At 60.6% G+C, this 25,174-nt stretch carries 29 protein-coding genes and 1 pseudogene; 16 read left to right on the top strand and 14 right to left on the bottom strand.

Translation table 11 applies throughout. From position 1 onward, the window contains the following. Window positions 1-9: 9 nt before the first annotated feature. The 4 genes from C2L64_RS31135 to C2L64_RS31120 all read right to left on the bottom strand — a co-directional run bounded on the left by C2L64_RS31135 (window position 10) and on the right by C2L64_RS31120 (window position 2,603). Window positions 10-603: an IMPACT family protein gene (locus tag C2L64_RS31135; protein WP_007587085.1), complete on the bottom strand. Its 594-nt coding sequence runs from the start codon at window positions 601-603 to the stop codon at window positions 10-12. A 300-nt stretch (window positions 604-903) separates the two neighbouring features. After that, window positions 904-1,113, bottom strand: coding sequence for a DUF3564 family protein (locus C2L64_RS56355; protein WP_079500393.1), 210 nt, complete (start codon window positions 1,111-1,113; stop codon window positions 904-906). Between the two features lie 48 nt (window positions 1,114-1,161). Next, complete coding sequence (locus C2L64_RS31125) at window positions 1,162-1,446, bottom strand: c-type cytochrome (protein WP_407671843.1); 285 nt, start codon at window positions 1,444-1,446, stop codon at window positions 1,162-1,164. Between the two features lie 125 nt (window positions 1,447-1,571). Beyond that, window positions 1,572-2,603, bottom strand: a complete 1,032-nt coding sequence (locus tag C2L64_RS31120) for an Acg family FMN-binding oxidoreductase (RefSeq protein ID WP_007587083.1) — start codon at window positions 2,601-2,603, stop codon at window positions 1,572-1,574. A gap of 346 nt (window positions 2,604-2,949) precedes the next feature. Between C2L64_RS31120 and C2L64_RS31115 the strand changes: the two genes are divergently transcribed. Continuing rightward, complete coding sequence (locus C2L64_RS31115; protein WP_007587081.1) at window positions 2,950-3,408, top strand: universal stress protein; 459 nt, start codon at window positions 2,950-2,952, stop codon at window positions 3,406-3,408. A 126-nt stretch (window positions 3,409-3,534) separates the two neighbouring features. Here the strand turns inward: C2L64_RS31115 and C2L64_RS31110 are convergent, their stop codons facing one another. From C2L64_RS31110 to C2L64_RS31100, 3 genes are read right to left on the bottom strand one after another with little or no spacing between them, the layout of a single operon-like run. Continuing rightward, the gene (locus C2L64_RS31110; RefSeq protein WP_007587080.1) at window positions 3,535-4,368 is read right to left on the bottom strand and encodes a universal stress protein; all 834 of its coding nucleotides are present in this window, start codon (window positions 4,366-4,368) and stop codon (window positions 3,535-3,537) included. Continuing rightward, window positions 4,365-4,868 (bottom strand): universal stress protein, encoded by a 504-nt coding sequence (locus C2L64_RS31105; protein WP_007587079.1) that lies wholly within the window; start codon window positions 4,866-4,868, stop codon window positions 4,365-4,367. Before C2L64_RS31105 ends, C2L64_RS31110 begins: the two co-directional genes overlap by 4 nt. Before the next feature lie 16 nt (window positions 4,869-4,884). Beyond that, entirely contained in the window at window positions 4,885-5,724 is an 840-nt protein-coding gene (locus C2L64_RS31100) for a universal stress protein (protein ID WP_039901239.1), read from the bottom strand. A 205-nt stretch (window positions 5,725-5,929) separates the two neighbouring features. Between C2L64_RS31100 and C2L64_RS31095 the strand changes: the two genes are divergently transcribed. The 3 genes from C2L64_RS31095 to C2L64_RS31085 are packed head-to-tail and all read left to right on the top strand — an operon-like array spanning window position 5,930 to window position 7,764. After that, window positions 5,930-6,433 (top strand): hypothetical protein, encoded by a 504-nt coding sequence (locus C2L64_RS31095; protein WP_007587077.1) that lies wholly within the window; start codon window positions 5,930-5,932, stop codon window positions 6,431-6,433. A 1-nt stretch (window position 6,434) separates the two neighbouring features. After that, on the top strand, window positions 6,435-7,181 hold the full coding sequence (locus C2L64_RS31090) for a beta-ketoacyl-ACP reductase (RefSeq protein WP_007587076.1): 747 nt from the start codon (window positions 6,435-6,437) through the stop codon (window positions 7,179-7,181). A 52-nt stretch (window positions 7,182-7,233) separates the two neighbouring features. Continuing rightward, a complete protein-coding gene (locus tag C2L64_RS31085) occupies window positions 7,234-7,764 on the top strand; it encodes a flavodoxin family protein (RefSeq protein WP_007587075.1) in 531 nt (176 codons plus the stop codon). Window positions 7,765-7,887: 123 nt separating this feature from the next. Here the strand turns inward: C2L64_RS31085 and adhP are convergent, their stop codons facing one another. Beyond that, window positions 7,888-8,913 (bottom strand): alcohol dehydrogenase AdhP, encoded by a 1,026-nt coding sequence (gene adhP / locus C2L64_RS31080; protein ID WP_007587074.1) that lies wholly within the window; start codon window positions 8,911-8,913, stop codon window positions 7,888-7,890. A 105-nt stretch (window positions 8,914-9,018) separates the two neighbouring features. Next, complete coding sequence (locus tag C2L64_RS31075; RefSeq protein ID WP_007587073.1) at window positions 9,019-9,633, bottom strand: LemA family protein; 615 nt, start codon at window positions 9,631-9,633, stop codon at window positions 9,019-9,021. Window positions 9,634-9,835: 202 nt separating this feature from the next. Between C2L64_RS31075 and C2L64_RS31070 the strand changes: the two genes are divergently transcribed. The 3 genes from C2L64_RS31070 to C2L64_RS31060 all read left to right on the top strand — a co-directional run bounded on the left by C2L64_RS31070 (window position 9,836) and on the right by C2L64_RS31060 (window position 11,828). Next, on the top strand, window positions 9,836-10,225 hold the full coding sequence (locus tag C2L64_RS31070; RefSeq protein ID WP_007587071.1) for a F0F1 ATP synthase subunit beta: 390 nt from the start codon (window positions 9,836-9,838) through the stop codon (window positions 10,223-10,225). 75 nt (window positions 10,226-10,300) lie between these two features. Next, a complete protein-coding gene (locus C2L64_RS31065) occupies window positions 10,301-10,756 on the top strand; it encodes a hypothetical protein (protein WP_007587068.1) in 456 nt (151 codons plus the stop codon). A 232-nt stretch (window positions 10,757-10,988) separates the two neighbouring features. Beyond that, window positions 10,989-11,828, top strand: a complete 840-nt coding sequence (locus tag C2L64_RS31060) for a potassium channel family protein (RefSeq protein ID WP_007587067.1) — start codon at window positions 10,989-10,991, stop codon at window positions 11,826-11,828. Between the two features lie 40 nt (window positions 11,829-11,868). Here C2L64_RS31060 and C2L64_RS31055 read toward each other — a convergent pair whose 3' ends face one another. Beyond that, window positions 11,869-12,339 carry a hypothetical protein gene (locus tag C2L64_RS31055; RefSeq protein WP_007587065.1) on the bottom strand — a complete coding sequence of 157 codons (471 nt, stop codon included), beginning with the start codon at window positions 12,337-12,339 and terminating at the stop codon, window positions 11,869-11,871. A 287-nt stretch (window positions 12,340-12,626) separates the two neighbouring features. Here C2L64_RS31055 and C2L64_RS31050 point away from each other — a divergent pair, with 287 nt between their 5' ends. The 3 genes from C2L64_RS31050 (at window position 12,627) to C2L64_RS31040 (ending at window position 14,571) form a co-directional block, all read left to right on the top strand. Beyond that, on the top strand, window positions 12,627-13,643 hold the full coding sequence (locus C2L64_RS31050; protein WP_007587064.1) for a universal stress protein: 1,017 nt from the start codon (window positions 12,627-12,629) through the stop codon (window positions 13,641-13,643). A gap of 36 nt (window positions 13,644-13,679) precedes the next feature. Further along, window positions 13,680-14,156: a universal stress protein gene (locus tag C2L64_RS31045; RefSeq protein ID WP_007587063.1), complete on the top strand. Its 477-nt coding sequence runs from the start codon at window positions 13,680-13,682 to the stop codon at window positions 14,154-14,156. 139 nt (window positions 14,157-14,295) lie between these two features. Continuing rightward, the gene (locus tag C2L64_RS31040; protein ID WP_007734794.1) at window positions 14,296-14,571 is read left to right on the top strand and encodes a DUF1488 family protein; all 276 of its coding nucleotides are present in this window, start codon (window positions 14,296-14,298) and stop codon (window positions 14,569-14,571) included. Between the two features lie 135 nt (window positions 14,572-14,706). On the opposite strand, the pseudogene C2L64_RS55085 reads toward C2L64_RS31040, so the two are convergent. Further along, a pseudogene (locus tag C2L64_RS55085) lies at window positions 14,707-14,967 on the bottom strand (AAA family ATPase); the annotation flags it as partial. Window positions 14,968-14,983: 16 nt separating this feature from the next. On the opposite strand from C2L64_RS55085, the gene C2L64_RS31030 reads away from it, so the two are divergent. Together C2L64_RS31030 and C2L64_RS31025 are read left to right on the top strand one after the other, a co-directional pair. Then, a complete protein-coding gene (locus C2L64_RS31030) occupies window positions 14,984-15,634 on the top strand; it encodes a BON domain-containing protein (protein ID WP_007587061.1) in 651 nt (216 codons plus the stop codon). Between the two features lie 66 nt (window positions 15,635-15,700). Continuing rightward, window positions 15,701-15,940: a hypothetical protein gene (locus C2L64_RS31025; protein WP_007587060.1), complete on the top strand. Its 240-nt coding sequence runs from the start codon at window positions 15,701-15,703 to the stop codon at window positions 15,938-15,940. Window positions 15,941-16,081: 141 nt separating this feature from the next. On the opposite strand, the gene C2L64_RS31020 is transcribed toward C2L64_RS31025, so the two are convergent. Continuing rightward, a complete protein-coding gene (locus tag C2L64_RS31020; RefSeq protein WP_007587059.1) occupies window positions 16,082-17,446 on the bottom strand; it encodes an MBL fold metallo-hydrolase RNA specificity domain-containing protein in 1,365 nt (454 codons plus the stop codon). Window positions 17,447-17,830: 384 nt separating this feature from the next. Here C2L64_RS31020 and C2L64_RS53475 point away from each other — a divergent pair, with 384 nt between their 5' ends. Together C2L64_RS53475 and C2L64_RS31015 are read left to right on the top strand one after the other, a co-directional pair. Beyond that, window positions 17,831-17,971, top strand: a complete 141-nt coding sequence (locus C2L64_RS53475) for a hypothetical protein (RefSeq protein ID WP_158660545.1) — start codon at window positions 17,831-17,833, stop codon at window positions 17,969-17,971. Window positions 17,972-17,987: 16 nt separating this feature from the next. Then, a complete protein-coding gene (locus C2L64_RS31015; RefSeq protein ID WP_007587057.1) occupies window positions 17,988-18,671 on the top strand; it encodes a hypothetical protein in 684 nt (227 codons plus the stop codon). A 26-nt stretch (window positions 18,672-18,697) separates the two neighbouring features. Here the strand turns inward: C2L64_RS31015 and C2L64_RS31010 are convergent, their stop codons facing one another. Beyond that, window positions 18,698-19,654 carry a universal stress protein gene (locus C2L64_RS31010; RefSeq protein WP_007587056.1) on the bottom strand — a complete coding sequence of 319 codons (957 nt, stop codon included), beginning with the start codon at window positions 19,652-19,654 and terminating at the stop codon, window positions 18,698-18,700. Window positions 19,655-19,951: 297 nt separating this feature from the next. Beyond that, window positions 19,952-22,621, bottom strand: coding sequence for a magnesium-translocating P-type ATPase (mgtA, locus tag C2L64_RS31005; RefSeq protein WP_051058229.1), 2,670 nt, complete (start codon window positions 22,619-22,621; stop codon window positions 19,952-19,954). Window positions 22,622-23,084: 463 nt separating this feature from the next. Here mgtA and C2L64_RS31000 point away from each other — a divergent pair, with 463 nt between their 5' ends. Further along, entirely contained in the window at window positions 23,085-23,390 is a 306-nt protein-coding gene (locus C2L64_RS31000) for a DUF485 domain-containing protein (protein ID WP_007587054.1), read from the top strand. Beyond that, on the top strand, window positions 23,387-25,048 hold the full coding sequence (locus tag C2L64_RS30995) for a cation acetate symporter (protein ID WP_007587053.1): 1,662 nt from the start codon (window positions 23,387-23,389) through the stop codon (window positions 25,046-25,048). Before C2L64_RS31000 ends, C2L64_RS30995 begins: the two co-directional genes overlap by 4 nt. The last annotated feature ends 126 nt before the right edge of the window (window positions 25,049-25,174 follow it).

Genomic DNA, 25,174 nt, shown 5'->3' with positions numbered 1-25,174 from the left:
TTGTTTTGCTCAGACGCTTTCGGGGAAAACTGCGCGGCCTTGCGTCATGTCGCGCAAGGCTTCGCGTGCGGCGTCGATGGCCGTGACGGGCAGGCGGATCGTCAGTTGCACGTTCATGTCGTACGCACTCGCTTCGAGCGCGTAGTTTTCCTGTTCGATCCAGCGTCGCACCCGGGCTTCGTCGGGATAGCCGATTTCGACCTGCAAGGACGCAAGCGCGATCCGCTCGACGCGCGGCGCGTCCTGCAGCGCGGTGGCGATCGCGTCGGTATAGGCACGCACGAGGCCGCCCGCGCCGAGCTTCACGCCGCCGTAATAGCGCACGACAGCGGCCAGCACACCGTCGAGATCGTGATGACGCAGCACTTCGAGTATCGGGCGTCCCGCCGTGCCCGACGGCTCGCCGTCGTCGGACATGCCCGATTGCCCACCCGCCAGCAGCGCCCAGCAGACATGCGTGGCCGTGGGATGTGCTTCGCGCAGGCGGCGCAGTTCTTCCATTGCGGCGTCGCGGTCGGCGACGGGAATCGCGTAGGCGATGAAGCGGCTTTTGCGGATGTCGAGTTCCGCCTGCAGCGCTGAGGGGAGAGTGAAGGTCGGCAAGGCGGCAGGCGTCGGTTGGTTCGGGTGCGGTCAGGGTCCCTATCTTAGCGGATGTGCCTGAGCGGTCGGGTTGCCGCTATTTTGACGCATCCGGAAAGAGTCTCTTGTTAACTTGTGTGATGACGCGCTCGCCGCGCGAGCCGATAATGCAACGCATGGCGGATCTAGCTCTGGCTGGGGCGATGCCGGACTCCTCATCCGGCGCGATCCGTCTCCCTTATCCCAGATTCAGCACCCGGAAACTTGCTGAATCCCTTGCTGCGTAAGACTCCTACCTGACTGCCCGCACAAACTGGCGTATCACTGAGCTTCTGGTCGGCGCGGAATATGTGTGCACAAAGGGAACCTCAAATGAGTGCTGCCTTTGGCAAACGCTAACGTTCCCCATGCCGGCAAGTCGATTACGGCATGCCCTTCCCGCGACCACTTGCCTGTCTCCCGGTCAAGCCAAATAATCGCGTAGGCGGAATCTTGACAATCGAACGTGTCGAGATGAACGGTGATTCTCATCGCTGCCTCCGTGAGTGAATAGCAGTGTCATTTCAAGTTGGCCAACCGTTACTGCGTCATCACCCATTGAATCAGCTTATGAGCGTCCTCCGCGGATATGGGCCCGCCGCGTTCCGGGGGCATCGGCATGGGGGTGTCACCCCAATGCGCGCGTCCCCCTTTTCTGAGTTTGATCTCGAGCATCGCTGTTGCGTTCGGTACGTTGCGGTATCGATCTGCAATCTGACGAAACGATGGTGCAAGAAAGGGGGCATCTGACGTATGACAGAACATGCAGTGCTGCTGGTCGACCAGTTCGGTCGGTTCATTGGGCTGAGCACGGGCCGAACTCATTCCTGCGAGGAACACGATCGACGCGAAGACGAGGATTTTGGTTAGGCGAGCATGGATCACGGCAACGTCTCCTTCGATTTAACTGCGATTGGTCTTGTATGGTCACCGATGTGAGGCCGTCAGCGTCAGTCGACGACGTCCGACAAAGGTCGCCTCGGCGAATGATTCACGTAGGGGCCGCGGCCGACGCGTAGCAGCAATTGAGGCATGGCTTCGACTTTCAGCATGGTTTTGAGCTGATCGCGCAGCGTGCCGACTTCGATCGGCTGATTCAGATACGACGCAGTGAATCCTTCGGAAGCCGCGACAAGCAACATTCGTTGGAGCGCCTGTCCTGCAGCCAGCCATGCCTCCCGGTCGTCGCGTATCGTCGCAATTCCCACGAGAAGGGGCGAACCTTCGACGAGTCGTTGATGTGTGGCAGGTGTACCGGCGCCGACATCAAACACACGGACCACCGATGTGACCAGCGGCGCCGCGAGATCGAGCAGCCCAGCAACTGCCGCCCCGTATGCCGGCATGCCGTCACCGAGCCGACGCGGATGAATCCAGCTTGCGAGTTCACGGCGAAAGCGCGGGTCGGCGAACTGGATGCGGTCGGCCTCCGCGATCAAATCGGCGATGGCCTGACGGGACGATCGCTCATCTACGCAAATTGCGATCGCACCTTCTATATCACACGCGTCGGAGACCTCTTTCTTGAAGGATTCGGCAATGAGCTCGCTGGCGAAGGGCGCGCGAGTCGTCACGCGCCTTGTCACGGCACTGAAAAGGTCCGCCAAGGCTGGGTCGCGGTGACCGTCGGGCGTCACCTTCAGGCGAGCGACAATGTCAGGATCAAAGTCCGATGGGAAAAGAGTGATCGAATACGCTACTCCGAAATGGCTCAGCGCTACGCGTAGATTGAGTAGTGCGGCGCCACAGCTGATGAGCATCTCGCGATCGAATGGATCAACAACCGGCAACGCACGCGTGCGATCAGCACAGAGTTGCACGGTATCCCCGTCGACGATGAATCGCCAGGGTTGCGCGTTGTGATTCGACGGCGCAAGTACCGCATACTGCAACGCGAACCGGAGTTGTCGCTCCAGTGATGTCGAAGCGCTGAATAGCTGCTCGTCGAGCTCCCACGCTGATGGTGACACTGGCGTGCTCATAGGAACCTTCCTTTATTCCATATGGAACTGTTCATCCATCGTGGCACGCGACATTGCGGAGTGCTTGAGGCAAGTCAAGCTTCTCGCGGACAGTTGAGATCGAATCGGCACGTGGTATAGATGATTGAAGTGATCCATCCGGTGGAGCGTGGAGGGAGTATGCGAGCAATGCGTGCAGCCATTCGGCGCGTTTCCATCGAAGGGGCCAATCCGTTCAGCATGAGCGCGTGAGATGCGAGGGAGCGTTGACCTGAGTCAATCACAAAGAAATGAAGCGGGCCACACTTTCATCTGGCATCTGTCATCGCCTTTGCCAGGCGGCGACAAGTCCAGACGGAGGTTGACCATGTATGAACGAATCGTCGTCGCGCTCGATGACAGCGCGTGCGCGCAGCGTGCGCTCGGAGAGGCCGTGCGGCTGGCCAAAGAGTCGGGTGGGGTAGTGGAAGTACTGTCCGTTGTGGATCGAGGCAAGTGGCCGGTAGAAGGCGATTCGGGATACGGGCTCGACCCTGAGGTGCGCATCGCCGCGAGCGTTGCCAGCCACGTCTTCGAAGCCGCGCAGAAACTCCTGCAGGAAGCAGGCGTGCGCGGGACGGTGCGGGCAATCGACGCATATGGCGAAAACGTTCCCACAGTACTGGCGCGGGCCGCCGACGAATGTGACGCAGACATCATCGTCATTGGCACGCATGGAAGGCGTGGCACGCGGCGGTTTTTTCTCGGCAGTGTCGCTGAGTCGCTCGTGCGTTCAACACAGAAGCCGGTGCTGATCGTGCGGCACGATTCCAATCACCTTGCGTGATATCTGTCGGGCCACGCTTGCGCACGAGTGCAAGGGCCGCCTGACTTCAGTCTGCTTCCTACGCAAACAGACCAGCGCGGCAGATGCCCCGGGCGTGGGCCTGTCACCGCCGCGCTCCCTGTCCATTTAGTGCGACATCAGCACGGGTACGGTCATCGATTCGAGCATCGTCCGGGTGACCCCGCCGAACACCCGTTCTCGCGCTCGGGAATGCCCATACGCACCCATGACGAGCAGATCGAAGTGCCCGTCCGACGCCCGATTGAGCAGGGTTGATCCCGTCCCGGCGCCGAAATGACCGGGGGCCGCCGAGAACGAGGCATTGACGCCATGCATATCAAGCCAGGCCGCGACGTCGATTCCGATGGGGGCATCCGCATGCGGCTCAGTTCGGCGCTCGATGTCGACCGACACGTAGCGCGCAGCCTTGAGTAGTGGAAGCGCGTCCGCTACGGCGCGCGCCGCTTCGCGGCTGCCGTCCCAGGCGATCAGGATATTTTCTCCCGGCGATTTCACGGTGCCGGCATGAGGAATGACCAAGGCGGGGCGGCCCGCATCGAGGACCAGGCTGCCGACGAAATTTGGGGCTACGTACGCAGCGGCGTCCTGTGGATCGTCCTGACCGAGTATTAGCAGATCTGCGTGGCGAGCATGGAGCGTGGCCACCTCCAATGCAGGTCCGCGCGGCGCCCGCCATTCGGCACTGCGGTGGCCCGCGCGCTCCGTCGCGGCGAGAAACGCGTCGTGCGCAGTTTGCTGGCGCTGGGCCTGCTGCGCTACGAGTTGTGCGAACGGGGCGCTATCGTCCCGCCGGAACGGCGGCCTGAACAGATCACTGGAGACAACATACAATCCGATCAGGTGGGCATCCCAGCGCCGCGCGAGATCGAGCGACAGTGCAATCCGGGCGTGGCTGCGAAGGCTATCGTCGATATGGACGAGCAGGGTCTTGTAGCTCATGTCAGTGCCTTTTCATCGGAAGCGGAGGCTGTGGATCCGGCGGGCATGTCAGCCGCCTGCGCCGGAATCATCAGGACCGGGCAGGACGCGCTTCGTAAAACGCGTTCGGCGACACTTCCCAGCACGAGACGCCGGAACCCACGTCGACCGTGCGTGCCCATGACGATCAGATCGGCATGCCATTCGGTGGCCATCGCATTGATGCGATGTGCGACGTCCTCGCCGGGCGGCGAGACTTCGACCACACGCGGCGTGCCCGTTACTCTCCGCTTCTCGAGGCGGGTCTTTGCATCGGACGTAATCCGCTTGCCTTCTTCCCCGAAGGCGTCCCGGATGATGGATGGATCGAATCCGGGTACGTCGTAGGCGATCACGGGCACGTCGATCACATACAGTGGCAAGAGCTGTGCGCCGTGTTCGGCAGCGAGCTTCAATGCTGTATCGAGCGCGCGCGAAGCCGTGTCGCTACCGTCGAGCGCAATGAGTATGCGGTTATACATCGTGTCTCTCCCCAGGCTAATGCGAAAACAGAACGGGGACCGTCATCGACCGGAGGATCGTACGCGTGGCGCCGCCCATCACCAGTTCGCGCAGACGGGTATGCGCGTAAGCGCCCATCACGATCATGTCGCAGCCAAGAGCGGACGTCTGAGACAACAGCACGTCGCCGACAGGCGTGTTGCGTTCAATGGTGACTTCACGAACCTCCACCTTCACGTCATGACGTGCCAGCGTCAGCGCTATGTCGGCGCCAGGCATGCGTACGCTATCCGGCGCATCCTGTTCCGCGTTGACCGTTAGTACCGTGACCTTCGCCGCGTGCGAGAGGAAAGGCAGCGCATCGTGAATCGCGCGCGTCGCTTCGCGGCTTCCGTCCCATGCGATCAGCACGTGCTTGCCGCATTCTGTGAACGAGCCACTTGATGGCAACACCAGCACAGGACGTCCCGCCGCCATCACCAGATTCTCGACGAACTGTTCTGCGATGAATGAATCGGGATCCTTCAGATCGATCTGGCCCGCGACGATCAGGTCAGCCAGGCGTGCATACGGCGGTATGACATCGTTCGCGTAGCCGGTGATCGCGATCCACTGTCCATCCACTTTGGCACGTGCGAGCGCTGCGTGAAAGACACGCTTAAGGTCGGCGCACCGCTCCTGTCGTTGCTGCTCGTGCTCGATGTAGTAACTGGCCGTGCCGCCCATGACGAAAAGCTCATGCTTGTCCGGGGTGTATGTGGACAGGACGCCCGTCAGTTTCGCGTGGAAGCGCTGCGCGAGCTGCAACGCCAGTTCGAGACGCGACTGCGCATGCGTGCCCGTATCCAGGTGAACGAGGATGCTTTGGTAGCTCATCGCCATGGCTCCAGATGGTGGAACGGAGGAGCGGGCGCATACCCGCAGTGCAATGGAGTCTATGAGGTGAGCCGCCGCGACGGTTGATTCAGATCAACGCTCCGGATGTCGGACGGCGGCTTGATGCAGGTCAATCCATACGGGTGACGCGCGATTAGATTGTGTAGGGAAGCATTTGCGAATCACCGCCTACGGAGCATTGATCATGAAGCGTGAACCCGATGCCGTTGCGCCGTTTGAACTTTGCCGTACTGAACTGGCAGCACCTTTACACGTGACCCGGGTCGCCGAAGACTGGTGTCGCGATCTCAACGCATTGGAAAGCCGGGTGATTGCGCGCGATCGCGACGCCCTGTGCCGTGTCGAAGCAGCGCTCTCACAGTCGGGCGACTGGTACGGACTGGTCAACACGATCCAGTCAGCGACACGGAACTACGCGAACGAAAGTCTCTCGATATGGGGAGATGCCTGTATGCAGACGGCGCGGCGTCAAGCGGAACTCATGGAGGCTTTCACGTCTGCTTCCAGCGCATGGCGTGCGCTCTGCTTTGCCCCGCTGCAAAAACTGCCAGGTATCGACGCGCCGATGGGAAGCTTTAGCGCGTGGCTGCGCGCATGTCAGGACGCAATCGTGCACGGCGTCGAGTCGGCGCACGATGAGTGTGTCGCTCATTCGCCTGCCGGTCAGGCCACTGGTACGGGAGGTTGACATGAAAGCTGAACGTGTGGCTTTTGTTACGGGCGGCATGGGCGGCCTTGGGGCGGCGATCAGCAGGACACTCCATGACGCGGGCATCACGGTGGCGATGTCGCACTCGATACGCAACGATCACATTTCGACGTGGTTGGTGAAGGAGCGCGATTTGGGGCGCATTTTTCACGCGTACGAAGCCGATGTCACTGATTTCGACTCGTGCGAGCGGTGCGCGAAACGTGTGCTCGATGAACTGAAGAGGGTCGATATCCTGATCAACAACGCAGGCATCACTCGCGACGCGACGTTTGCCAATATGAGCAAAGCCGATTGGGACGCTGTGTTGCGCACCGATCTGGATGGTCTATTCAACATGACCAAGCCATTTCTGCCAGGCATGGTTGAGCGCGGGTACGGCCGTATCGTCAATATCGGTTCGGTGAATGGATCCCGCGGTGCGTTCGGACAGGCCAACTATTCGGCGGCAAAGTCCGGCGTGCATGGTTTCACGAAAGCCGTGGCGCTGGAAGTTGCGAAACACGGCGTGACGGTGAACACAGTGTCGCCGGGTTACCTCGCAACGGCGATGGTTCAGGCCCTGCCGCACGACATCATGGAAACGAAGATCTTGCCGCAGATCCCCGTCGGCCGGCTCGGACGCCCCGAAGAGGTGGCCGCGCTGATTGCATTTCTCTGCTCCGATGAAGCGGCCTTCATGACGGGCGCCAATCTGGCCATCAACGGCGGAATGCACATGGAGTGAATCCGGCGTCGCCGTTATCGCCGGATCACCGCCAACTCAGATGGAGAGTGATGTGTCCGAATCTCGCAGCACGATACTCGTGGTGTATTACTCACGCAGTGGCACGACGCGTCGAATCGCGGAGATGCTGGCGGCAGAACTCGGCGCCGATATCGAAGCCGTCCGTGAGCAGGGCTCAAACGTGTCGCGCGCCGGTGCGCGTGGCTATCTGCGTTCGCTGATCGACGCGTTGTGTCGGCGCCAGGTGAGGATCATGCCCGCGCTGCACGATCCGTCGCGCTACGAACTGGTCGTGATGGGCTCGCCCGTATGGGCGGGTCATGCTTCGGCGCCCGCGTTGGCATGGCTCACGGAGCATGGCGGACAGATCCGGCACCTTGCGCTGTTCTGCTGTCTGGGCGGCCGCGGTGCAAAGCCGGCATTGGAGCAGATGGCGGGCTCGGCGCACAAAACCCCTGTTGCAATGTGTTGGATCACTGCGCACGACGTGCGCCAGAGAGTCGATGGCGAACGGCGTCAGGGTTTCGCTCGAAAAATCAGGCACAAGCTGGCGACTCGACTGGAGGCGGAGTGGGGCGTGTGAAGGACGGCAAGGACGGCACGCATCGAGCCGTAACGGACCCGTAACGGACCCGTAACGGGGACCCGTAACGGACAGGCGTCGTTGAGTCATTGACTGCGCCGCCTGTCCTCGCGCGCTGGCGCGCTAGTCGAGCGTCACCACGACGCGCCCGTCGACGGTTCCCTCACGCAACCCCGCAAACACCGTATTAATGTTCTCGATCCGGTCGCGATGGATATGGGCGCGCACGCTGCCTTGCGCAGCGAAATCGAGCGACTCCTGCAGATCACGTCGCGTGCCGACGATCGATCCACGCACCGTGATGCCATTGAGCACAGTCGAGAAGATCGGCAATGGGAAGTCGCCGGGAGGCAGGCCATTCAACGCAACCGTTCCACCACGTCGCAACATGCCGAGTGCCTGGGCAAAAGCGCTGCGCGACACGGCCGTGACCAGCACGCCGTGTGCTCCCCCGATTTCCTTCTGGATCGCGGCCGCGGGGTCCGTCGTGTTCGCATTGATGGTGAGTTTCGCGCCCAGTTTGCGCGCGAGCGCCAGCTTCTCGTCGGAGATGTCTACGGCGACGACATGCAGGCCCATCGCGATTGCGTACTGCACGGCGACGTGACCAAGGCCGCCGATGCCTGATATTGCCAGCCACTGCCCCGGGCGCGTGTCTGTCACGCGGATGCCTTTATAGACGGTGACGCCGGCGCAAAGAATCGGCGCGATTTCGTCGAAAGCGACGTTATCTGGCAGGTGTCCAACGTAGTTCGGATCGGCGAGCACGTATTCGGCATATCCGCCGTTGACCGAGTAGCCGGTGTTTTGCTGGTCATGACAAAGCGTTTCCCAGCCGCTCAGGCAATGCTCGCAGTGGCCGCAGGCGGTGTATAGCCACGGCACGCCCACGCGGTCGCCTTCCTTCACGTTCCTGACGCCGTTGCCGACGGCGGTGACATATCCAACGCCTTCATGACCAGGAATGAAGGGCAAGGAAGGCTTGACGGGCCAATCTCCGTCCGCGGCATGCAGATCGGTATGGCACACGCCCGACGCTTTGATGTTGACCAGAATCTGGCCCGGCCCGACTTCGGGGACGGGGACTTCCTCAATGCTCAGTGGCGCACCGAATTGATGAACGACGGCTGCCTTCATGTGACGCGTCATAAGATGCTCCTTCGAGAAATCACTGCTGCAACATGGGCGGGGGCTCGACAGTAGCGTGTGGAGACGGGGTGCTGCACCAGGCGCGAGCCGTACGCCTCGCTCGCGCTATACACGTAGCGATCCGCGTAATGCGCCGAAGTCCGTGCGGGGCTGACGGTGCACGGGCGAACCGTCGCGGACCGAGAACGTGGGTTTGTCTGCATCGGCATGAACGGCTTGCGCAAGGTTGAATGGAAAGCGGCGCAAGGACGCGTTGTAGCGTCGCGCCGTGCTGTCATAGCGATCGCGCGCTACCGCGATACGTCGTGCCGACGCCGCGAGACGCGTCTGCAGCAGAGCAAAGCGGGGCGTCGCGCTCAACCGGTGCACGGATTCGCACACGACCATCAGTTGCGACATCGCCTCCGTCAACTGACGTTGAGCGACATCGAAGCGCTCGAACGATGCAGGCGCATCGACAAACTCCGGTGTTGCATGCAGCGCGGTGACAGTCGAGCGGGCGTTGGCGACGTCCGCGAGCGCCGATGAACCCGGCGGCAGGTAAGGGCGCGCGAGCGCTGTCGCTTCGTCGGCCAATGAAAGGCGCTCGTTGTACAGATCGAGGACCTCCGAGAACGCCGCCTGCGCGTCGTCATCGCGTACATGCGGGCGCTCGATGCCGCAGCCCGCGAGCGCGCAGAACACGAAGAGGAGAGGAATGAGCAGAATGGACTTCGTCATCGGCATCGCTCGTGTGAGACCAGTCCTGTCGAGCGTAGATCGGCTGGCGCACCGTCCATTGATCCCCGTCAATCCGACCTCGAATAGGACGGGTCACTGACGGCGTCCGAGGGATTCCGACACTCTTTGATCAGGATCAGTTTTGACACGCGGCAGGCCGATATCTTGAAGGGGTTCATGAATTCGGGGCGGAGCCGATAACGTGTCGATCCAGTATAGTCAAACTGACGGACAGTCCGGGCAGGCTGTCGCGAGCGGCTGGGTGATCATGGTACGCGGTGCCGTCATCGATGCCGATTTCACGGGGCAAATGCTGCCCGCCGTCGACACGGCCATGTTGGTATCGATTGAAGCCGGACGGCAGGTTCTGGTCGAAGTACAGGCGCACGTCAGCGATACCGTCGTGCGGGCACTTGCGTTGCATGCGATGGCGGGTATTGCGCGCGGCATGTCTGTGCATTCTACGGGCCGTCCCATGACGGTTCCCGTCGGCACGTGCGTGCCTGGCCGGCTTCTGGATGGTTGCAAGCGACCATGTGGCGGCGAGACTCGAGACGCTCGTGCGGGAGTCGCGCATCGTGCGTCAGGATGAGATTACTTCCGAGATCGTCGAACTCGCTACGACAGCAGCACGGGCGCCATTGCAGTCGAGCACGCAGGGGGCGTCATGGCACGGATGAACATCGCGTTGTGCCTCGCCCTCGTCGGTCTGGCATTGCTCGCCGCGTGTGCAACGGCGTCCAGGGAAGCGGCGTTCCGTGCTGAAGAAGTCGAGCTCTTTCGGGCCCGACAGGAAACGAGTATCGCGTGCACCACAGCGCCCGCTTGCGACGATGCATGGGCACGCACGCGAGCATTCATCCAGGCGCATTCGGCCACGCGGATCGTGCAGGCAGACGATGCCGTCATCCAGACTGCGTTTCCCCATGCGTTCGGTTTTGTCTACCTGGCTGCATCGAAAGATGCAGACGGCAATGGCGGCGCTGCCATCCGGCTCAAGGCGATGTGCCGCGGCATGTACGACAGCGACGGCAATGCGGGACCGCTGTATTCGACGTGCGCGAAATCGATCATTTCGGTGGAGGCGCGCTTCAGGGCTTGGTTGCAGCGCCCGGGTAATTGATCCCGGCCCGGCGGAAACAGATGTTTTGCGAACGCGCGTGCCACTCGGAGGCTTCGCCCGCGATGGGCACGCGGCTTTTCGCGTGCTGAGCGCACGAGAGATCGTGATCTGAGTCAAGCGTTGCGCCGAGTCATGGGATAGCCTGATAAGCAGCGGTCGGAATGATCCTGCCACGTCAATCGTCGGACGGCGACTGAAGTCAGAAAGAGAAATCTCCATCTCTCCTTGCGCAATGGTTAACAGTCTCGGATTTTTCACGATCGGCGGCACGGATTCGCATGATGGTATGCGTGCAGTTCGCGCCTGGCGTGTCATTCGCTGGTTCCTGTGCGGATGGAGCCTGCTCGCCATCCCCACCTTTTATGGCGAACTCACAGCGACTTCTCAAGGTACGCTAACGATCGCGCGGAGCGTGTATCTGAGTATGTTCGTGGTCTTCGCGCTCTGCTTGCTGTGGATGCTCCATGCGAGCAAAAAGCCGAAGACCTGGCTTGCGCACAATCGCCTCGATGTGACGATCATGATCGGCGCGGCATTCAGCGCGGGATGGGGCGCGCCGCCTTGGCAAACCGTCGAATGGGTGTTGCGATTGCTCTTCGTGAGCCTCGTCGCGATCCGCATCGTCCTGTCGCTAAAGGGCTTTTTCGCGCCCAACCGGCTCATCGGGCTGTTGATCGCAGGTGCTGGTGTGCTGGCGATGGCCGGCGCGGGATTCCTCTGGCTCGAACCGAGGGTGCACAGCTATGCCGACGGTCTGTGGCTCGCGTTTGAAAGCAGCGCGACGGTCGGTTATGGAGACATCGCGCCGACCACGCCCGCTTCGCGCGTGTTTGCCGTGTTCGTTGTGTTGCTGGGTTACGGCATGCTGTCACTGGTCTTTGCGAGCATTGCGGCTGCGTTCATCGGCAAGGAGGAAAAAGCGCTGCGCCACGAAATGCACCGCGACATCAAACATCTGAACGATGAGATAGGCCAGCTACGCGCGGAGCTTCGGGCGTTGGGCGAAAGCATGATCCCGTCATCCGATGCGGTCGCTGAGGCGCACCGTCCGGCGCCGCGTGATCAACACTGATCGCGCGGCGCCACAACGATCGTCATTTCGGACGGGCGGCTCACTCGCCGCGAAACTGTGAAACGGAGTTCGCCTGCCTGCCGGTCCGTTTTGCGCGCGGTCGCGCATCATTCGCCGCGTTGTTGTCCCTAGGCGGATTCGACACCGGGGCCGCCTTCGTCTGCGCGCCGGTCGTCACAACCGAAGCTGATGGATGCGGGATCGTCGTGCTGCCGTTTGCATTGAAGCATGCACCTGTGACCATGTCGTACAGGCGTTTGCAATACAGCATTGCCTGAGACGTGTAGGCGGGCCACATCAAGGTACCCGCCGCGGCATAGTCAAGCGGGCTTTTGGCGGACGCTGCGCGCATACACATCTCATTCCAGAGCGCCATCCCGTTCGTGAGCGCTTCGGTCTGTGCAGGAACGAGCGCCTCCCACGCCGCTCCAGACGGCAAGTGGGATGCCGGCACATTTCCCCACCATGATGGCGATGTCGTGCTCTGCATATCGGCGCGAGCGATGTCCATGCCTGTCTCCTTGATTCCCCTGAATCGTCGGTCCCCGACGCGTATTGCCATGCGTACAGCGCCATGGCAACAACGATGCCAACAACCTCACCATCGACTTTAGACCCCGCTTCAACCTGTCCTTTGAGACACATCAAGGCTCTCGTTCCGCGCGCCCGCTTCCGGGCGGCGCACCCCGGGGGCGTACACCTCGAAGACCGTTGATTCAGGTCAACCCGGCAACCTTGCGAGGATCGAACATAGGAGCATGCCTGGCACACACGCCAGCAACGGTACGAGGCACGGCGATGAACAGCAAAATAGCAAGCGATACGGCATCGGCGGCATTCGAACGGGTGCTGGTTGCCTCCGAAGGAGGCGCGGGCCTCATTCCTTTGACGCGGTTTGCGTTGCGATTTGCCCGTCCCAGCGCCCTGGTGCGTCTTGTCGATGTGATCTGCAATCCCGCCGCGCTCGTTCCAACACTCCTCCTGTCGTACCCGGACTGGAGCGAAGCCCATCGCGCGATGCTGCATGCGGCACAGATACGTCTCGCTCACGCCGCGCATGACGCGGCAGCATTTGTCACGAGGCCGGAAACGGACCTTATCGACCTCGTCGAGCTGCATCGGCATGCGACCGATGCGTTGAGCGATGCCGCGCAGACGTGGCACGCAGACCTGATCGCCGTCGCCTCGCATCCACGCAGTCATCGCTGGGCGTGCAGGCTCGATCCCGAGGAACTCGTCGCAGCAACCCATTGCCCTGTACTGCATGTACCAACTGCATGGCTCGGCGGCCAGGACGCAGCCGTGGCGCGTGTACTCGTGGCTATCGACGGGTCCGCAGCTTCCATCATGGCGCTGCGTTTCGCGTCGCGCATTGTGCCCAGGGGCGCTACGTTCAACGTGATCTACGTGACGGACGGCCGTTCCGGACTGAGGGATCTGCTGCCGCACAGTTTCTTCCGTCATGACGGGGAGCGCGCGCTGGCCGACGCCGAATCGGTGATGAAGAGCATGTCGATCCCGACAGAAACCGCGATGGTCGAAACAGACCGCGAGTATGACGACGTAGCCAGCGTCATCCTGCGCGAGACGAGACAGTGGCAGGCCGACCTCGTGGTGATGTCATCCAGCAGTCGACCAATGCTCAAGCATCCACTGCCGGGGCATGTCGTGGCGCACACGCTGCACAATGCCGAGTGTCCCGTGCTCGTCTGTCCGCCGTCGATTGAGCGCTTTACGCGCATCGACCCGGAGAGCGATAGCCAGCAGCAGGCCGCATCGGAGGGCACCATTTCGCCGCCGCCCGTGTTTCTTTGAATTGTCGTTCCTGTCTTCCTTGAGGAGGAGTTCACCATGTACAAGCGGATTATGGTTGCGCTGGACGGCAGCAAGTCGTCTGCGCGCGTGCTGGAAGAGGCCGTGAAGATGGCGAGCCTGACGCGTGGAACCGTTCACGCCGTCTATGTCGTCGACAAGACGCCGCTGTTCAGCTATGGCGGATACTACGACCCGATTGCGCTCGTCGATGCCTTGCGCAAGGATGGCCACGAGGCCCTCAAGAACGCGGAGGCAGCGTGCAAGGAGGCCGGCGTTGCATGCGAGGCGGAATTGATCGAAACCGAACGGCTGTCCGAGGACGTGGCCGAGACGCTTCGACGCTACGCCGGACGTACGGACACAGAGTTGGCCGTGCTCGGCACGCATGGCCGCCGGGGCGTGCGCCGGGTCGTACTCGGCAGCGTGGCCGAGCGCTTCGTTCGCTTTGCCGACTGTCCCGTGTTGCTCGTACGTGGCGCCGAGTCTGAGCACGAGGCCGGAACGGAGGCCTGACACGCGCGGCTGGCATGTTGCGCCAGCCATACCGGCTCGTGCTCGCGTTGACGGGCGTATTCGTGTCTTTGGGTGCATTCGTCCGGACGATTCGCGACGCTGCTCGATCTCACGCTACCCGTCCGATGGGATGATAGTCATGAACATTTCATTTCCCTCATGCTCGCCGGAGTACTGCGCACCTGATCTCGCGCTGGGCTTCACCTCGCTCGTCGACGATCGTCCGGTGCGGTGCTCCATCACAGCAGAAGCGCTTGAAGATCATTTCGGCGCGCGGTCCCCGCGAGAGGAGGACCTGGTGGATGCGTTCGTTGCGCACCGCGTGGAAATCGAGCTTGCCGCGCAACGCCTGCTGAATGAGGTCGGCGGCAAACCCGTGGTGCTCCATAGCGGCTATTTCCGCTTTTGCACCTGAGCAGCCTGCACAAAATGTCGCGAGCGGCACGGCTGTGTCGAACGGGAACGTAAGCAGCCTTTCTTCGTAGGTCAGCAGGTCGGCTGATGCAAGCTGCAGCCGGAAAGTCGAAAGGTCGGCATCGGAAGCATCGCGGGGGCCGTGGCTGCGCGCTTCAATGCGTGCTGCGAGGACAGACGGCGCGGCGCGAAAGTCAAGCATGCGAGCGGGTACACCAAACCGGCTCGCCATGGCGAAAAACGCGCTGCGGTGAGCATGCCCGAGAAAGGTCGCATCGACGATTACGCTGTTGCCCGTCTGCAGAATGCGGCGAAGATGCGCGCGATTGATCTGAATCAGTCCGCTCACCCGATTGCGGGTCGAAGCTTTGTTCTTGTGGCCCACGCCACGATTCATTTTCAGGAGTTGCGCGATGAAATCAGACCGGCAGTTGAAGAAAGACGTCGAGGAGGAACTCGAATGGGATCCAGCCGTTACTGCGACGGACATCGGAGTTGAGGTGACGGATCGCGTCGTCACGCTCTCCGGACATCCGCCGAGCTACGCGGAAAAACTCGCGGCGGAAAAGGCGGCGCATCGCGTGGCCGGCGTGCGGGCCGTCGTCGTGGAGATGCAGGTGCGGCTGCCCCAAAAGGACGAGCGCACCGATGAAGACATTGGCAGTGCGGTTCACGATATTGTGCACTGGACCGTCGGCCTGCCCGACGATTCGGTCAAGGTTCAGGTCGAGAAAGGTTGGGTGACGTTGACGGGCGTGGTGGACTGGGCGTACCAGAGTCACGTGGTCGCGCGCGCAATCAGTCACATGCGTGGCGTGCGTGGTGTCGCCAACCGGATCGAGGTCCGCGGCAACGTCGCGTCGGAGGACATCGCCACAAAAATCGCACAGGCCATGCAGCGGCACGCGGAGCGGGAAGTCCGACACATCAGCATCGACGTCAAGGATGGAACGGTGACATTGACGGGCAAGGTCGGTTCTTATGCGGAACGCTCCGTAGCCAGAGGGGCCGCGTGGAGTGCGCCCGGTGTGCGCGCCGTGGTCGACGATATCGTTGTCGAATGACCTGACGCCTGTCGCAGCCGCGACTTCCGCGCGGAGGGCGGCTGCACATAGAAAATGGAGCATGGGATGACTTTGTCGGGAAACGTGCAGGAAGGTGCATGGTCTGTTAACGTGCAGACGGAGCCCGCTGAAGACGGCGGATACCGCTCAAAAATCCAGGTCAGGCATTCGTCGCCGGAAGGTGACTTTGAACATGCCTTTCGCCAGGGAAAAAAATTCAACACCGAACGCGATGCCGTGCTCGACGGCCTGCGCGAAGGGATGACGTGGATCGGGCTCAAGATGGCGCGAACCATCAAGATGTGAAGGCTGGGCGGTCTATGCGCAGTTTTGAGCGGGTCGCGCGGACGGGGTATTTGTGGTGCTGACGAAACCCAGCGTCGGGCACCTATGTATTCGAGCGATAGCGGCAAGGGCGGCGGCCCGAGCTTGCCACTGTCTCTCTTTCTACAGCCCATCGAGTTCAACCGATTGCTGATAGATGGGCACCTCGCAAGCCCACCCGAGTGTCTCTGAGATGCGTCGCCGCATCGCATCTGCGGCCGCCGGCTCGCCATGTGTTACGAAGGTGCGCGTGGGCGGGTCCCGCAGACTCGATAGCCATTGCAGCATTTCACGGTAGTCCGCATGCGCCGACAGCGAAGTGATCGATACGACATTGGCGCGCACGCGAACGTATTCGCCATGCAGCTTGATCGAGCTTTCGTGTGCGGCGAGCGCTGCGCCACGCGTGCCCGCCGCCTGGAATCCGACCAGCGCAATGGTATTGCGCGGATCGGATGCATAGAGGCGCAGGTGATGCAGCACCCGGCCGCCCGTCGCCATTCCGCTACCCGCGATGATCACCATCGGGCCGTTGTGAGATGCAATCGCCTTTGACTGTTCGACGGTTCGGGTCATGATCGCCACCTTGTCCATTGCATTCGCATCGGACAGGGTCAGTCGATGTTCGTCGAGGTGCTTCCGGTAGACATCCGTGACGCTTGTCGCCATCGGGCTGTCGAGGTACACGGGCACATTTGCCATGCGACCCTCCTCTTTCAGCTTCGAAATGTAATAGAGGATTTCCTGAGTGCGTCCGACCGCGAAGCATGGCATCACGACTACACCGCCGTTCGCAAAGGTCTTGCTGAACAGCTGCGCAAGCTCGTCTTCGGGCTCCGTGTCTGGGTGCAGGCGGTCGCCGTACGTCGATTCGACGACGAGATAGTCCGCGTGCGCCAGCGGTGTGGGTGCGCGCATGATCGGATCTTCTGGGCGTCCCACGTCCCCTGAGAACGCAAGCACCTTGTGATTGCGGCACACGACAACGCTTCCCGCGCCGAGGATGTGGCCCACGGGCAGAAACCGGAACGAGATGCCATGCCGCAACTCGATGGGGGTGTCGAAAGGGCGCGGCACGAAGAGATGCAGCGCACGTTCCGCGTCTTCCAGCGTATACAGCGGCAGCGCCGGGCGATGTTTCGAGAACCCATGCCGGTTCGCGAAATCCGCTTCTTCTTCCTGCAGCCTCGCGCTGTCGCGCAGCATGATTTCGCACAGCGCAGCTGTCCCCGGCGTGCAGTACACGTGACCCCGAAAGCCGTTGCGCACGAGCAATGGCAGATAGCCGCTGTGATCGATATGTGCGTGGGTCAGTATCACGGCGTCGATCGAGTCCGCCGGGACAGGCAGCGGCACCCAGTTGCGCATCCGCAGATTCTTGACGCCCTGAAAAAGCCCGCAATCGACGAGAATCCGCACGCCGGATTCTTCCAGCAGATACTTCGAGCCGGTCACGGTTTCGCTCGCACCGAGAAAGGTCAGCTTCATCGCTCCTCCACGGACAGATACATGTTCACAAGCTCAATTGCATCCGATGTGGCTGTGATGCCATTGATCCAGGTCATCGACGGGCCACGCAAGTGGCTCAATGGAAAACGCTGGCGCATGCGAGTGCCGGCTTGACTTGCGTCAATCGCGGGCCTGTCGCGGGTGTTAGCTTGGTGTAACCGATAGATGTGCTGGAGACGGCAATGGTCAGGTTGCTCGCGCTCGGATGTGGATTCATTGCGCTGGTCGGCGTGGTTGCGCTTGCCGTGATGTACTACATCATCTGGAAAAACGCCGACTGATCGGCCACTGCGCGCACTTTTCAGGCAGTCGCTGCCGGAGGCAGTCAGCACGAATGATGTGCGCCTGCTGGCGAGAGGCACCGTGCCGCGTCATCTGCGGTATGCGAATCCATACGGGTGGGCCGTCGCGGGTTTTGCGCTGGTCGCGCTTTGCGTGCTGCTGATGGTGCCCGCGATAGCGCGTGTCTTTGGTCTGCACGCGGTTCTGGCATGGCCGGACTGATCGCAGCCGAAGGGATATGGGTGAGGCGACTGACGTGAAGTATCTGTTGTTCCTGTTCGCCGCGGTGTTCGTGTTGAACGTGATTCCCGCGTTTGCGCCGCCGACCTGGCTCGCGATGTCCTGGATCGGGTTCCAGCGTCCCGAAGCCAATCCCTTCCTGATCGCGCTCGTCGCGGCCTGCGCGGCGACTTGTGCGCGTCTGGTGCTCGCGCGCAGCGCGGGACGGTTGGTGCGCAGCGGATGGCTGCGCGAGGCGGACCGCGAGAATATCGACATACTGAAGTCACGTCTAAGCCGGCACAGGGCCGCGACGGCGGGCGCCATTCTGCTGTACGCGTTCAGTCCACTACCGTCGAATTACCTCTTCATCGCGTATGGGCTGATGCGCGCGAATCTCTGGCTAATAGGCGTGCCTTTCTTCGTCGGGCGTGTGGCGAGTTATGCGGCATGGGCCAGTCTCGCGCAGTGGGTGCACGGTTTTATTGATCCAGAGTCTGAGTTCGAGGGCACGTTTTTCAGCCTTTATTTCATAGCCTCACAACTCGCTACGATCGGACTGGTTGTGCTCTTCGTCCGCCTGGACTGGAGCTTGCTGCTTCACAAGCGCAGATTGCGGCTGCGGCCTTCCCGTTGGCGAAGGGAAGGCGTAGAGGAGCGCGCGAGCAAAGACCGGCCGTCAGCGCGAAAGAAGGCGCCGTAGAAACGGCGCCAGCCGTCATGTTCCGGCTAAGCCGACGTTGCTTCGCCGCTACGCGCAAGCAGAACCGGCGTATCCACGAGCCGCGCGGTGCGGGCGGCCACGCTGCCGAGAAGCCACCGCGCGATACCGCGTCTGCCATGCGTGCCGAGAACGAGCAGATCGCCATTCCACTCCGCTGTGTCCCGTACGATCGCGTGCGGAACATCGTCGTGGGTGGTAAGCGTCTTGATCAGGGCAGTCTCCGCGGTGCGGCCCTGATCGGCGCAGATGCGCGCCGCGCGCTCGAGGGCAGTGCAACCCTGCTCCAGATACGCACTTTCCAACGTCTCGGCGGCACGGCCATCGAACAGGTGGACTGCCCGGTCCACGACGTAGACCGTGCGCAGCAGGGTATCTGGGGTAGCTATCTGGAGACCCGTCTGCAAACCGGCGAGTGAGCAGGCGCTGCCATCCAGTGCAAAGACCATACGCGCGGGTGGCCGGTCCGTAGGAACACGGCAATCCTCTGGCACGAGCAGCAAAGAGCAGGTCGCGCGCCGCGCCACCGGCTCCGATACGGTGCCTTCGATCCAGCGCAACAGTCCATGATGATGCCGCATGCCCATCACGAGCAGGTCCGCATTCCATTGCGATGCGGTAGCGAGCAATGCATCGGCCGTATCGCCGCTATGCACGGAGAGATCGACCAGTCCAAACTCCAACTCTATCCCGGCGAACATCGCTTCGATTTTCGCAAGGGCGGCGCGAGCATCGCCGACGATCTCATCTCTCGCCGCGGCAAGAAAGCCTTGAGTCGTCGCGCCGAGAGGAAACAGCGTGTGCGGGTTCTGGGCAACCGTCACCAGCCTGATTTGTGCACGGCCGGCGAACAATGCTTTTGCATATTCGGCTGCGCGCAGTGTCGCCTCCGAATCATCCACGGCCAGCATGACGCGCTGAAACGCGCTTTGGGGGGCCGAACCAGCATTCGATGTTTGCGCCATGGTGCTTCTCCGTTCAGGCTGCACTTGATGTATAGATTCTCCATTCGGCAAAACGTGCCCGATTGATCCTGGTCAAGCTCTCGTGCACCACACCGCGCCCGTGCTTTCGTCAGATGAGTTCACCGCTACGCGGTGAGATTGATATCGATCTATTCCACCCGACTTGCGCACGCTACGCTGAAAGCTTGGAGTATTCGGCCTGACGCAGCTCACGCTCGGCGTCGACCGCGATTCGGCCGAACTTTTGGCTAGAGAAGTCAGCTGGTATGGAGGGCGGGGCAAGGGATTTTGCGCAGATCAACTCAGTCCGAAACGTCTGATGAACACCGTTTTCATCAAATGTGTGAGCATCGTATAACCGAGAAGAATCAACATCAGAGCCGGCCAATACGCCCACGGCAAGGGGGTAAACCCGAGTACGCGGCCAATCGATGTGAACGGCAGTACGACGCCTGCCGCGGCAACGAGCAGGGTCGTTCCGAGCAGCGCTGGACTGGCGCTGCTTTCGATAAACGGCACCTTGGCAGTGCGGATGATGTGAATGATGAGTGTCTGCGTAATCACCGATTCGACAAACCAGCCAGTCTGAAACAGAGCCGGGTTGTCCCACGCGTCGAAGATGCGCAGCATCATGAAATAGGTGGCGTAGTCGAACAGCGAACTCACCGGACCCATCAATAGCATGAACTTCATGATATTGCCGAGATCCCAACGTCGCGGCGCGCTCAGATACTCCGGGTCGACGTTGTCGGTTGGTATGGCCGTCTGCGAGAAGTCGTAGAGCAGATTGTTCGTGAGTACCTGAATGGGTGCCATCGGAAGGAATGGCAACATGATGCTGGCGCCGATTACGCTGAACATATTGCCGAAGTTCGAACTCGCACCCATCTTGATGTATTTGGTGATATTGCCGAATACCTTCCGTCCTTCCAGAACCCCTTCACCGAGTACTGCAAGGCTCTTCTCGAGCAGGATGATGTCTGCCGACTCCTTTGCGATGTCGACGGCGCTGTCGACCGACACGCCCACATCGGACGCCTTGAGCGCGGGACCGTCGTTGATGCCATCACCGAGGAAGCCCACAACGTGCCCCTTGCTGTGGAGTGCGTCGACGATCGCTGCCTTCTGCGAAGGCGAGACCTTTGCAAAAACAGACACCTGTTCTGCCAGTTCCGCCAGTTCAGCGGGGGAGAGCGACTCGATCTCTCTGCCGAGCACGATCCTGTCGACAGTGATGCCGACCTCATGACAGATCTTGCGAGTTACACGGTCGTTGTCCCCGGTGAGTATCTTGACCTGCACGCCGCTGGCCTTCAATGCCGCGAGCGCCGCCGCGGCGGTCTCCTTCGGTGGATCGAGAAACGCAATGAAGCCAAGCAGCGTCAACCCGGACTCATCGGCGACGGAATAAGTGGTCTGATCGGGCGGCATTTCCTTATATGCGACTGCCACGACGCGAAAGCCATCGGCGTTGAGCGCGTCGGTAATGTTCTTCGTAGCGGCGTAGTGGCTTTCATCGAGCACGCCCGTGTCGCCATCTATTGCGAAGCGTGTGCAAACAGAGAACATCTCTTCGACCGCGCCCTTCGCGATCACGATATGAGCGCCATCGTCCCGCGCGAGGACGACGGACATTCGCCTGCGCTCGAAATCGAAGGGCATCTCGTCGATCTTGATGTAGTTCTCGTGTGCCTTTAGCTGCTCATGAAGTTCGACGTGCTTCAACACGGCCACATCGAGCAGATTTTTTAGACCCGATTGATGTGCGCTATTCAGATAGGCATATTCGAGCACACGATCCGATTCATTGCCATGAATGTCGAGATGCCGTTTGAGGATGATCTTGTCCTGAGTGAGCGTTCCCGTCTTGTCGGTGCATAACACATCCAGCGCGCCGAAATTCTGGATCGCGTTCAGGCGCTTCACGATTACCTTCTTGCGAGACATGTCCATTGCGCCTTTGGCGAGATTGACTGTCACGATCATCGGTAGCATTTCGGGCGTGAGTCCCACGGCGACTGCGACGGCGAAAAGCAGCGCGTCAAACCAGTTTCCTTTCGTCACACCATTGATGACGAGAACGAGGGGAGCCATGACGAGAATGAAGCGAATCATCAGCCACGTGAACCGCGTGACACCTTTGTCGAAACTGGTTTGCACGCGCTGCTCCGCCACTACGTCGGCGATATGGCCGAATATTGTTGTCTTGCCGGTCGATATGACGACTCCGCAACCCACGCCACTGATGATCGCAGTGCCCATGAAACAGACATTCGACAACTCAAACTCGGAATCCACAGGTGTCGGGCAAGGCTGTGCAGACTTTTCAAACGGCATCGACTCTCCTGTCAACGCCGACTGGTTCACGAACAGGTCGCGTGCGGAGATCAGTCGCAGATCAGCGGGTACCATGTCCCCCGCTGACAGCAAAACGACGTCACCGGGAACAATCTGCTCGATGGGTATTTCGGTTTGAATCGATCCGTGTTCTTTCGTTTGCCGCATCACCGTTGCAGTCGTGCGCACCATCTTGCGGAGCGCGTCTGCGGCCTTATTCGACCGATGTTCCTGGATGAAACTGAGTGACGTGCTGAGAACAACCATAACGCCAATCATGATCGCAGCACGCGGATCGCCGAGCGCGTAAGACGCGATCGCGAGCGCGAGAAGCAGCAGGTTCAGCGGATTGATGGTCCTTGCCGTGAGTTCGCCGATGAGTGTGTGGTGTGCTTCATGAAGCACGCGATTGGGACCTGAGAGGCGAAAGCGACGGTTGGCTTCCTCGTCTTCGAGACCGGTCTTCAGGCTGTGCAGTCGATCCAAAGCTTCCTCTGGGGGAAGACGCGCGAGTTCGACGAGCGCACCCGTGCCTGCATGCGCCTGGTGAGCCACACTGTGCGACGTACATCGCAAGCGTGCCAACAACGATAGGGCTCCTCGGGTGCTGTGTTTGCTGGCTGTTTGCATCTGGGCACGTTGTCCCTGAATGAGCATCGACCGTTTCAATCGGAAAAGATCACGTTCACCGTTTTTCAAGCTCGTGACCGGTACGGTCAAAGCTTGAGGTCGACATATCAGGATCCGGTTGACTTACGTCAATCGTGGCGCTGTATTGCCATCTCGCTATCAACGTCACATCGGCGCGAGACACCCGGCGCAGCGTAGTCAGACAGCGTCGATGCCCGCAGAGAAGCGCGATTCTTCGTGTAAACCCGGGCGCAAGAAATCGTTTGCCGTAAGAACCGGGTAAGCGGGGTCTCTTAATGTACTCCTGAGCGCATTTGAAGAACGACGCATCGAACCCCATGCGCGAATGCATTGCACCACATCCCTATCAGGACACGAGGTGCGTATAGATGCCCCTCGTCACGACCACGGCCGGAAGAGGGCGCTTGTCAGTCGGCGAAAGCTGCCCATGCAGGAGACAAAGATGGATCTGAAACTCGCAGAGAAGATCAAATCGAGCACGGCATACCGTGAACTGGTGCAAAAACGCTCAAGACTTGGGTGGACGCTGACCGCCCTCGTGCTGGTCGTCTATTACGGCTATGTTCTGTTGATCGCCTTCGATAAACAGTTTCTTGCTGCAAAGATGGGCGCGGGCGTGATGACGTGGGGAATGCCGATCGGACTGTTCGTCATCGTGTTCACGGTGGTCGTCACGGGGTTCTACGTGCGTCGCGCCAACAGCACATACGACCAACTTACCGAGCAGATCAAGCGGGAGGCCGCATGAACGCACGACGTCTTCTCGCACTCGCGGCGCTTTCTGTCATCTCATCGCGTTGTTTCGCCGCTGGCGCAGACATGGGGCAGACGGTCAAACAGGCGACCAACTGGACCGCAATCACGATGTTCGTCGTATTCGTGGTCGCGACACTCTTCATCACCAAATGGGCGGCAAAAAGGACGCGCTCCGCTGCTGAGTTTTACACAGCGGGTGGTGGCATCACCGGCTTTCAAAACGGACTTGCGATCGCCGGCGACTTCATGTCGGCTGCTTCGTTCCTGGGCATCTCGGCGGCTGTCTACGCAAACGGCTATGACGGTCTGATCTATTCGATCGGCTTTCTGGTGGGCTGGCCGATCATCACTTTCCTGATGGCCGAAAGGCTGCGCAATCTCGGCAGGTTCACGTTCGCCGACGTGGCGGCATATCGCTTCAAGCAGGCCCCGGTCCGCGCGTTTGCCGCTTCGGGCACGCTCGTTGTCGTGGCGTTTTATCTGATCGCGCAGATGGTGGGTGCAGGCCAGTTGATCAAATTGCTATTTGGTCTCGAGTACTGGATCGCCGTGGTGATCGTGGGCGCGCTCATGATGGTTTACGTTCTCTTCGGTGGCATGACGGCAACTACCTGGGTGCAAATCATCAAGGCATGCTTGCTGCTTGCGGGTGCTTCGTTCATGGCGTTCATGGTGCTGTGGCAGTTTCATTTCAGCCCCGAAGCGCTGTTCGCGAAGGCCGTCGAGGTGCACGAGAAGAAGGCGTCCATCATGGGCCCCGGCAATTTCATCAAGGATCCGATATCGGCGATTTCGTTCGGAATCGCGCTGATGTTCGGCACGGCGGGGCTGCCGCATATCCTGATGCGCTTCTTTACCGTGCCGAATGCGAAAGAAGCGCGCAAGTCCGTGTTTTGGGCGACGACATGGATCGGCTACTTCTATATTCTGACCTTCATCATTGGCTTCGGCGCGATCGTGCTGGTGAGCACGAATCCCGTCTTCAAGGACGCTGCGGGCAAACTGCTGGGCGGGACAAACATGGCTGCTGTGCATCTCGCGAGTGCTGTGGGCGGCAACGTGTTTCTTGGTTTTATTTCGGCTGTTGCGTTTGCGACGATCCTTGCCGTCGTCGCGGGTCTCACCCTCGCCGGCGCATCCGCTGTGTCGCACGATCTGTATGCGACCGTCTTCAAGCACGGTAAGGCATCGAGTGTGAACGAGCTGTTTGTTTCGCGTGTCACGACGGTCGTGCTGGGTATTGTCGCTGTCGTGCTTGGGATCGTCTTCGAGAAGCAGAACATCGCTTTCATGGTTTCACTGGCTTTCGCCGTTGCGGCGTCGGCCAACTTCCCTGTGCTGTTCATGTCCGTCCTTTGGCGCGGCTGTACGACGCGAGGCGCGACGATAGGCGGCTTTCTCGGGCTGATTTCGGCCGTGTTGTTGACGGTCCTCTCGAAAGCAGTATGGGTGGACGTGTTCCATTTTGCGAACGCGCCTTTTCCTTACGCGTCGCCAGCACTCTTTTCGATGGCGATGGGCTTCGGCGGCATCTGGCTCTTCTCGGTGACGGACAAGTCCGCTCGCGGGCGCATTGATCAGGCCGGATTCGAGGCGCAGTCGATACGCTCGGAGACCGGCATAGGAGCGGTGGAGGGCGCGAGTCACTAAACCGTAACTTGCGAGCGTTTTTGAGGTGAGGTGGATGCGTGGTTATCAGATGTGAAACGACTCTCGCGAAACTCTGATCAAGTGAGCTGTCCTCCGCGTCGTCGAAAGCTACACTATTCGCGACCT

This window comes from Paraburkholderia hospita (assembly GCF_002902965.1).
GTDB lineage: Bacteria > Pseudomonadota > Gammaproteobacteria > Burkholderiales > Burkholderiaceae > Paraburkholderia > Paraburkholderia hospita.
Note: the sequence above shows the minus strand (reverse complement) of the source record. Positions and strands in the feature narration are given on the sequence as shown.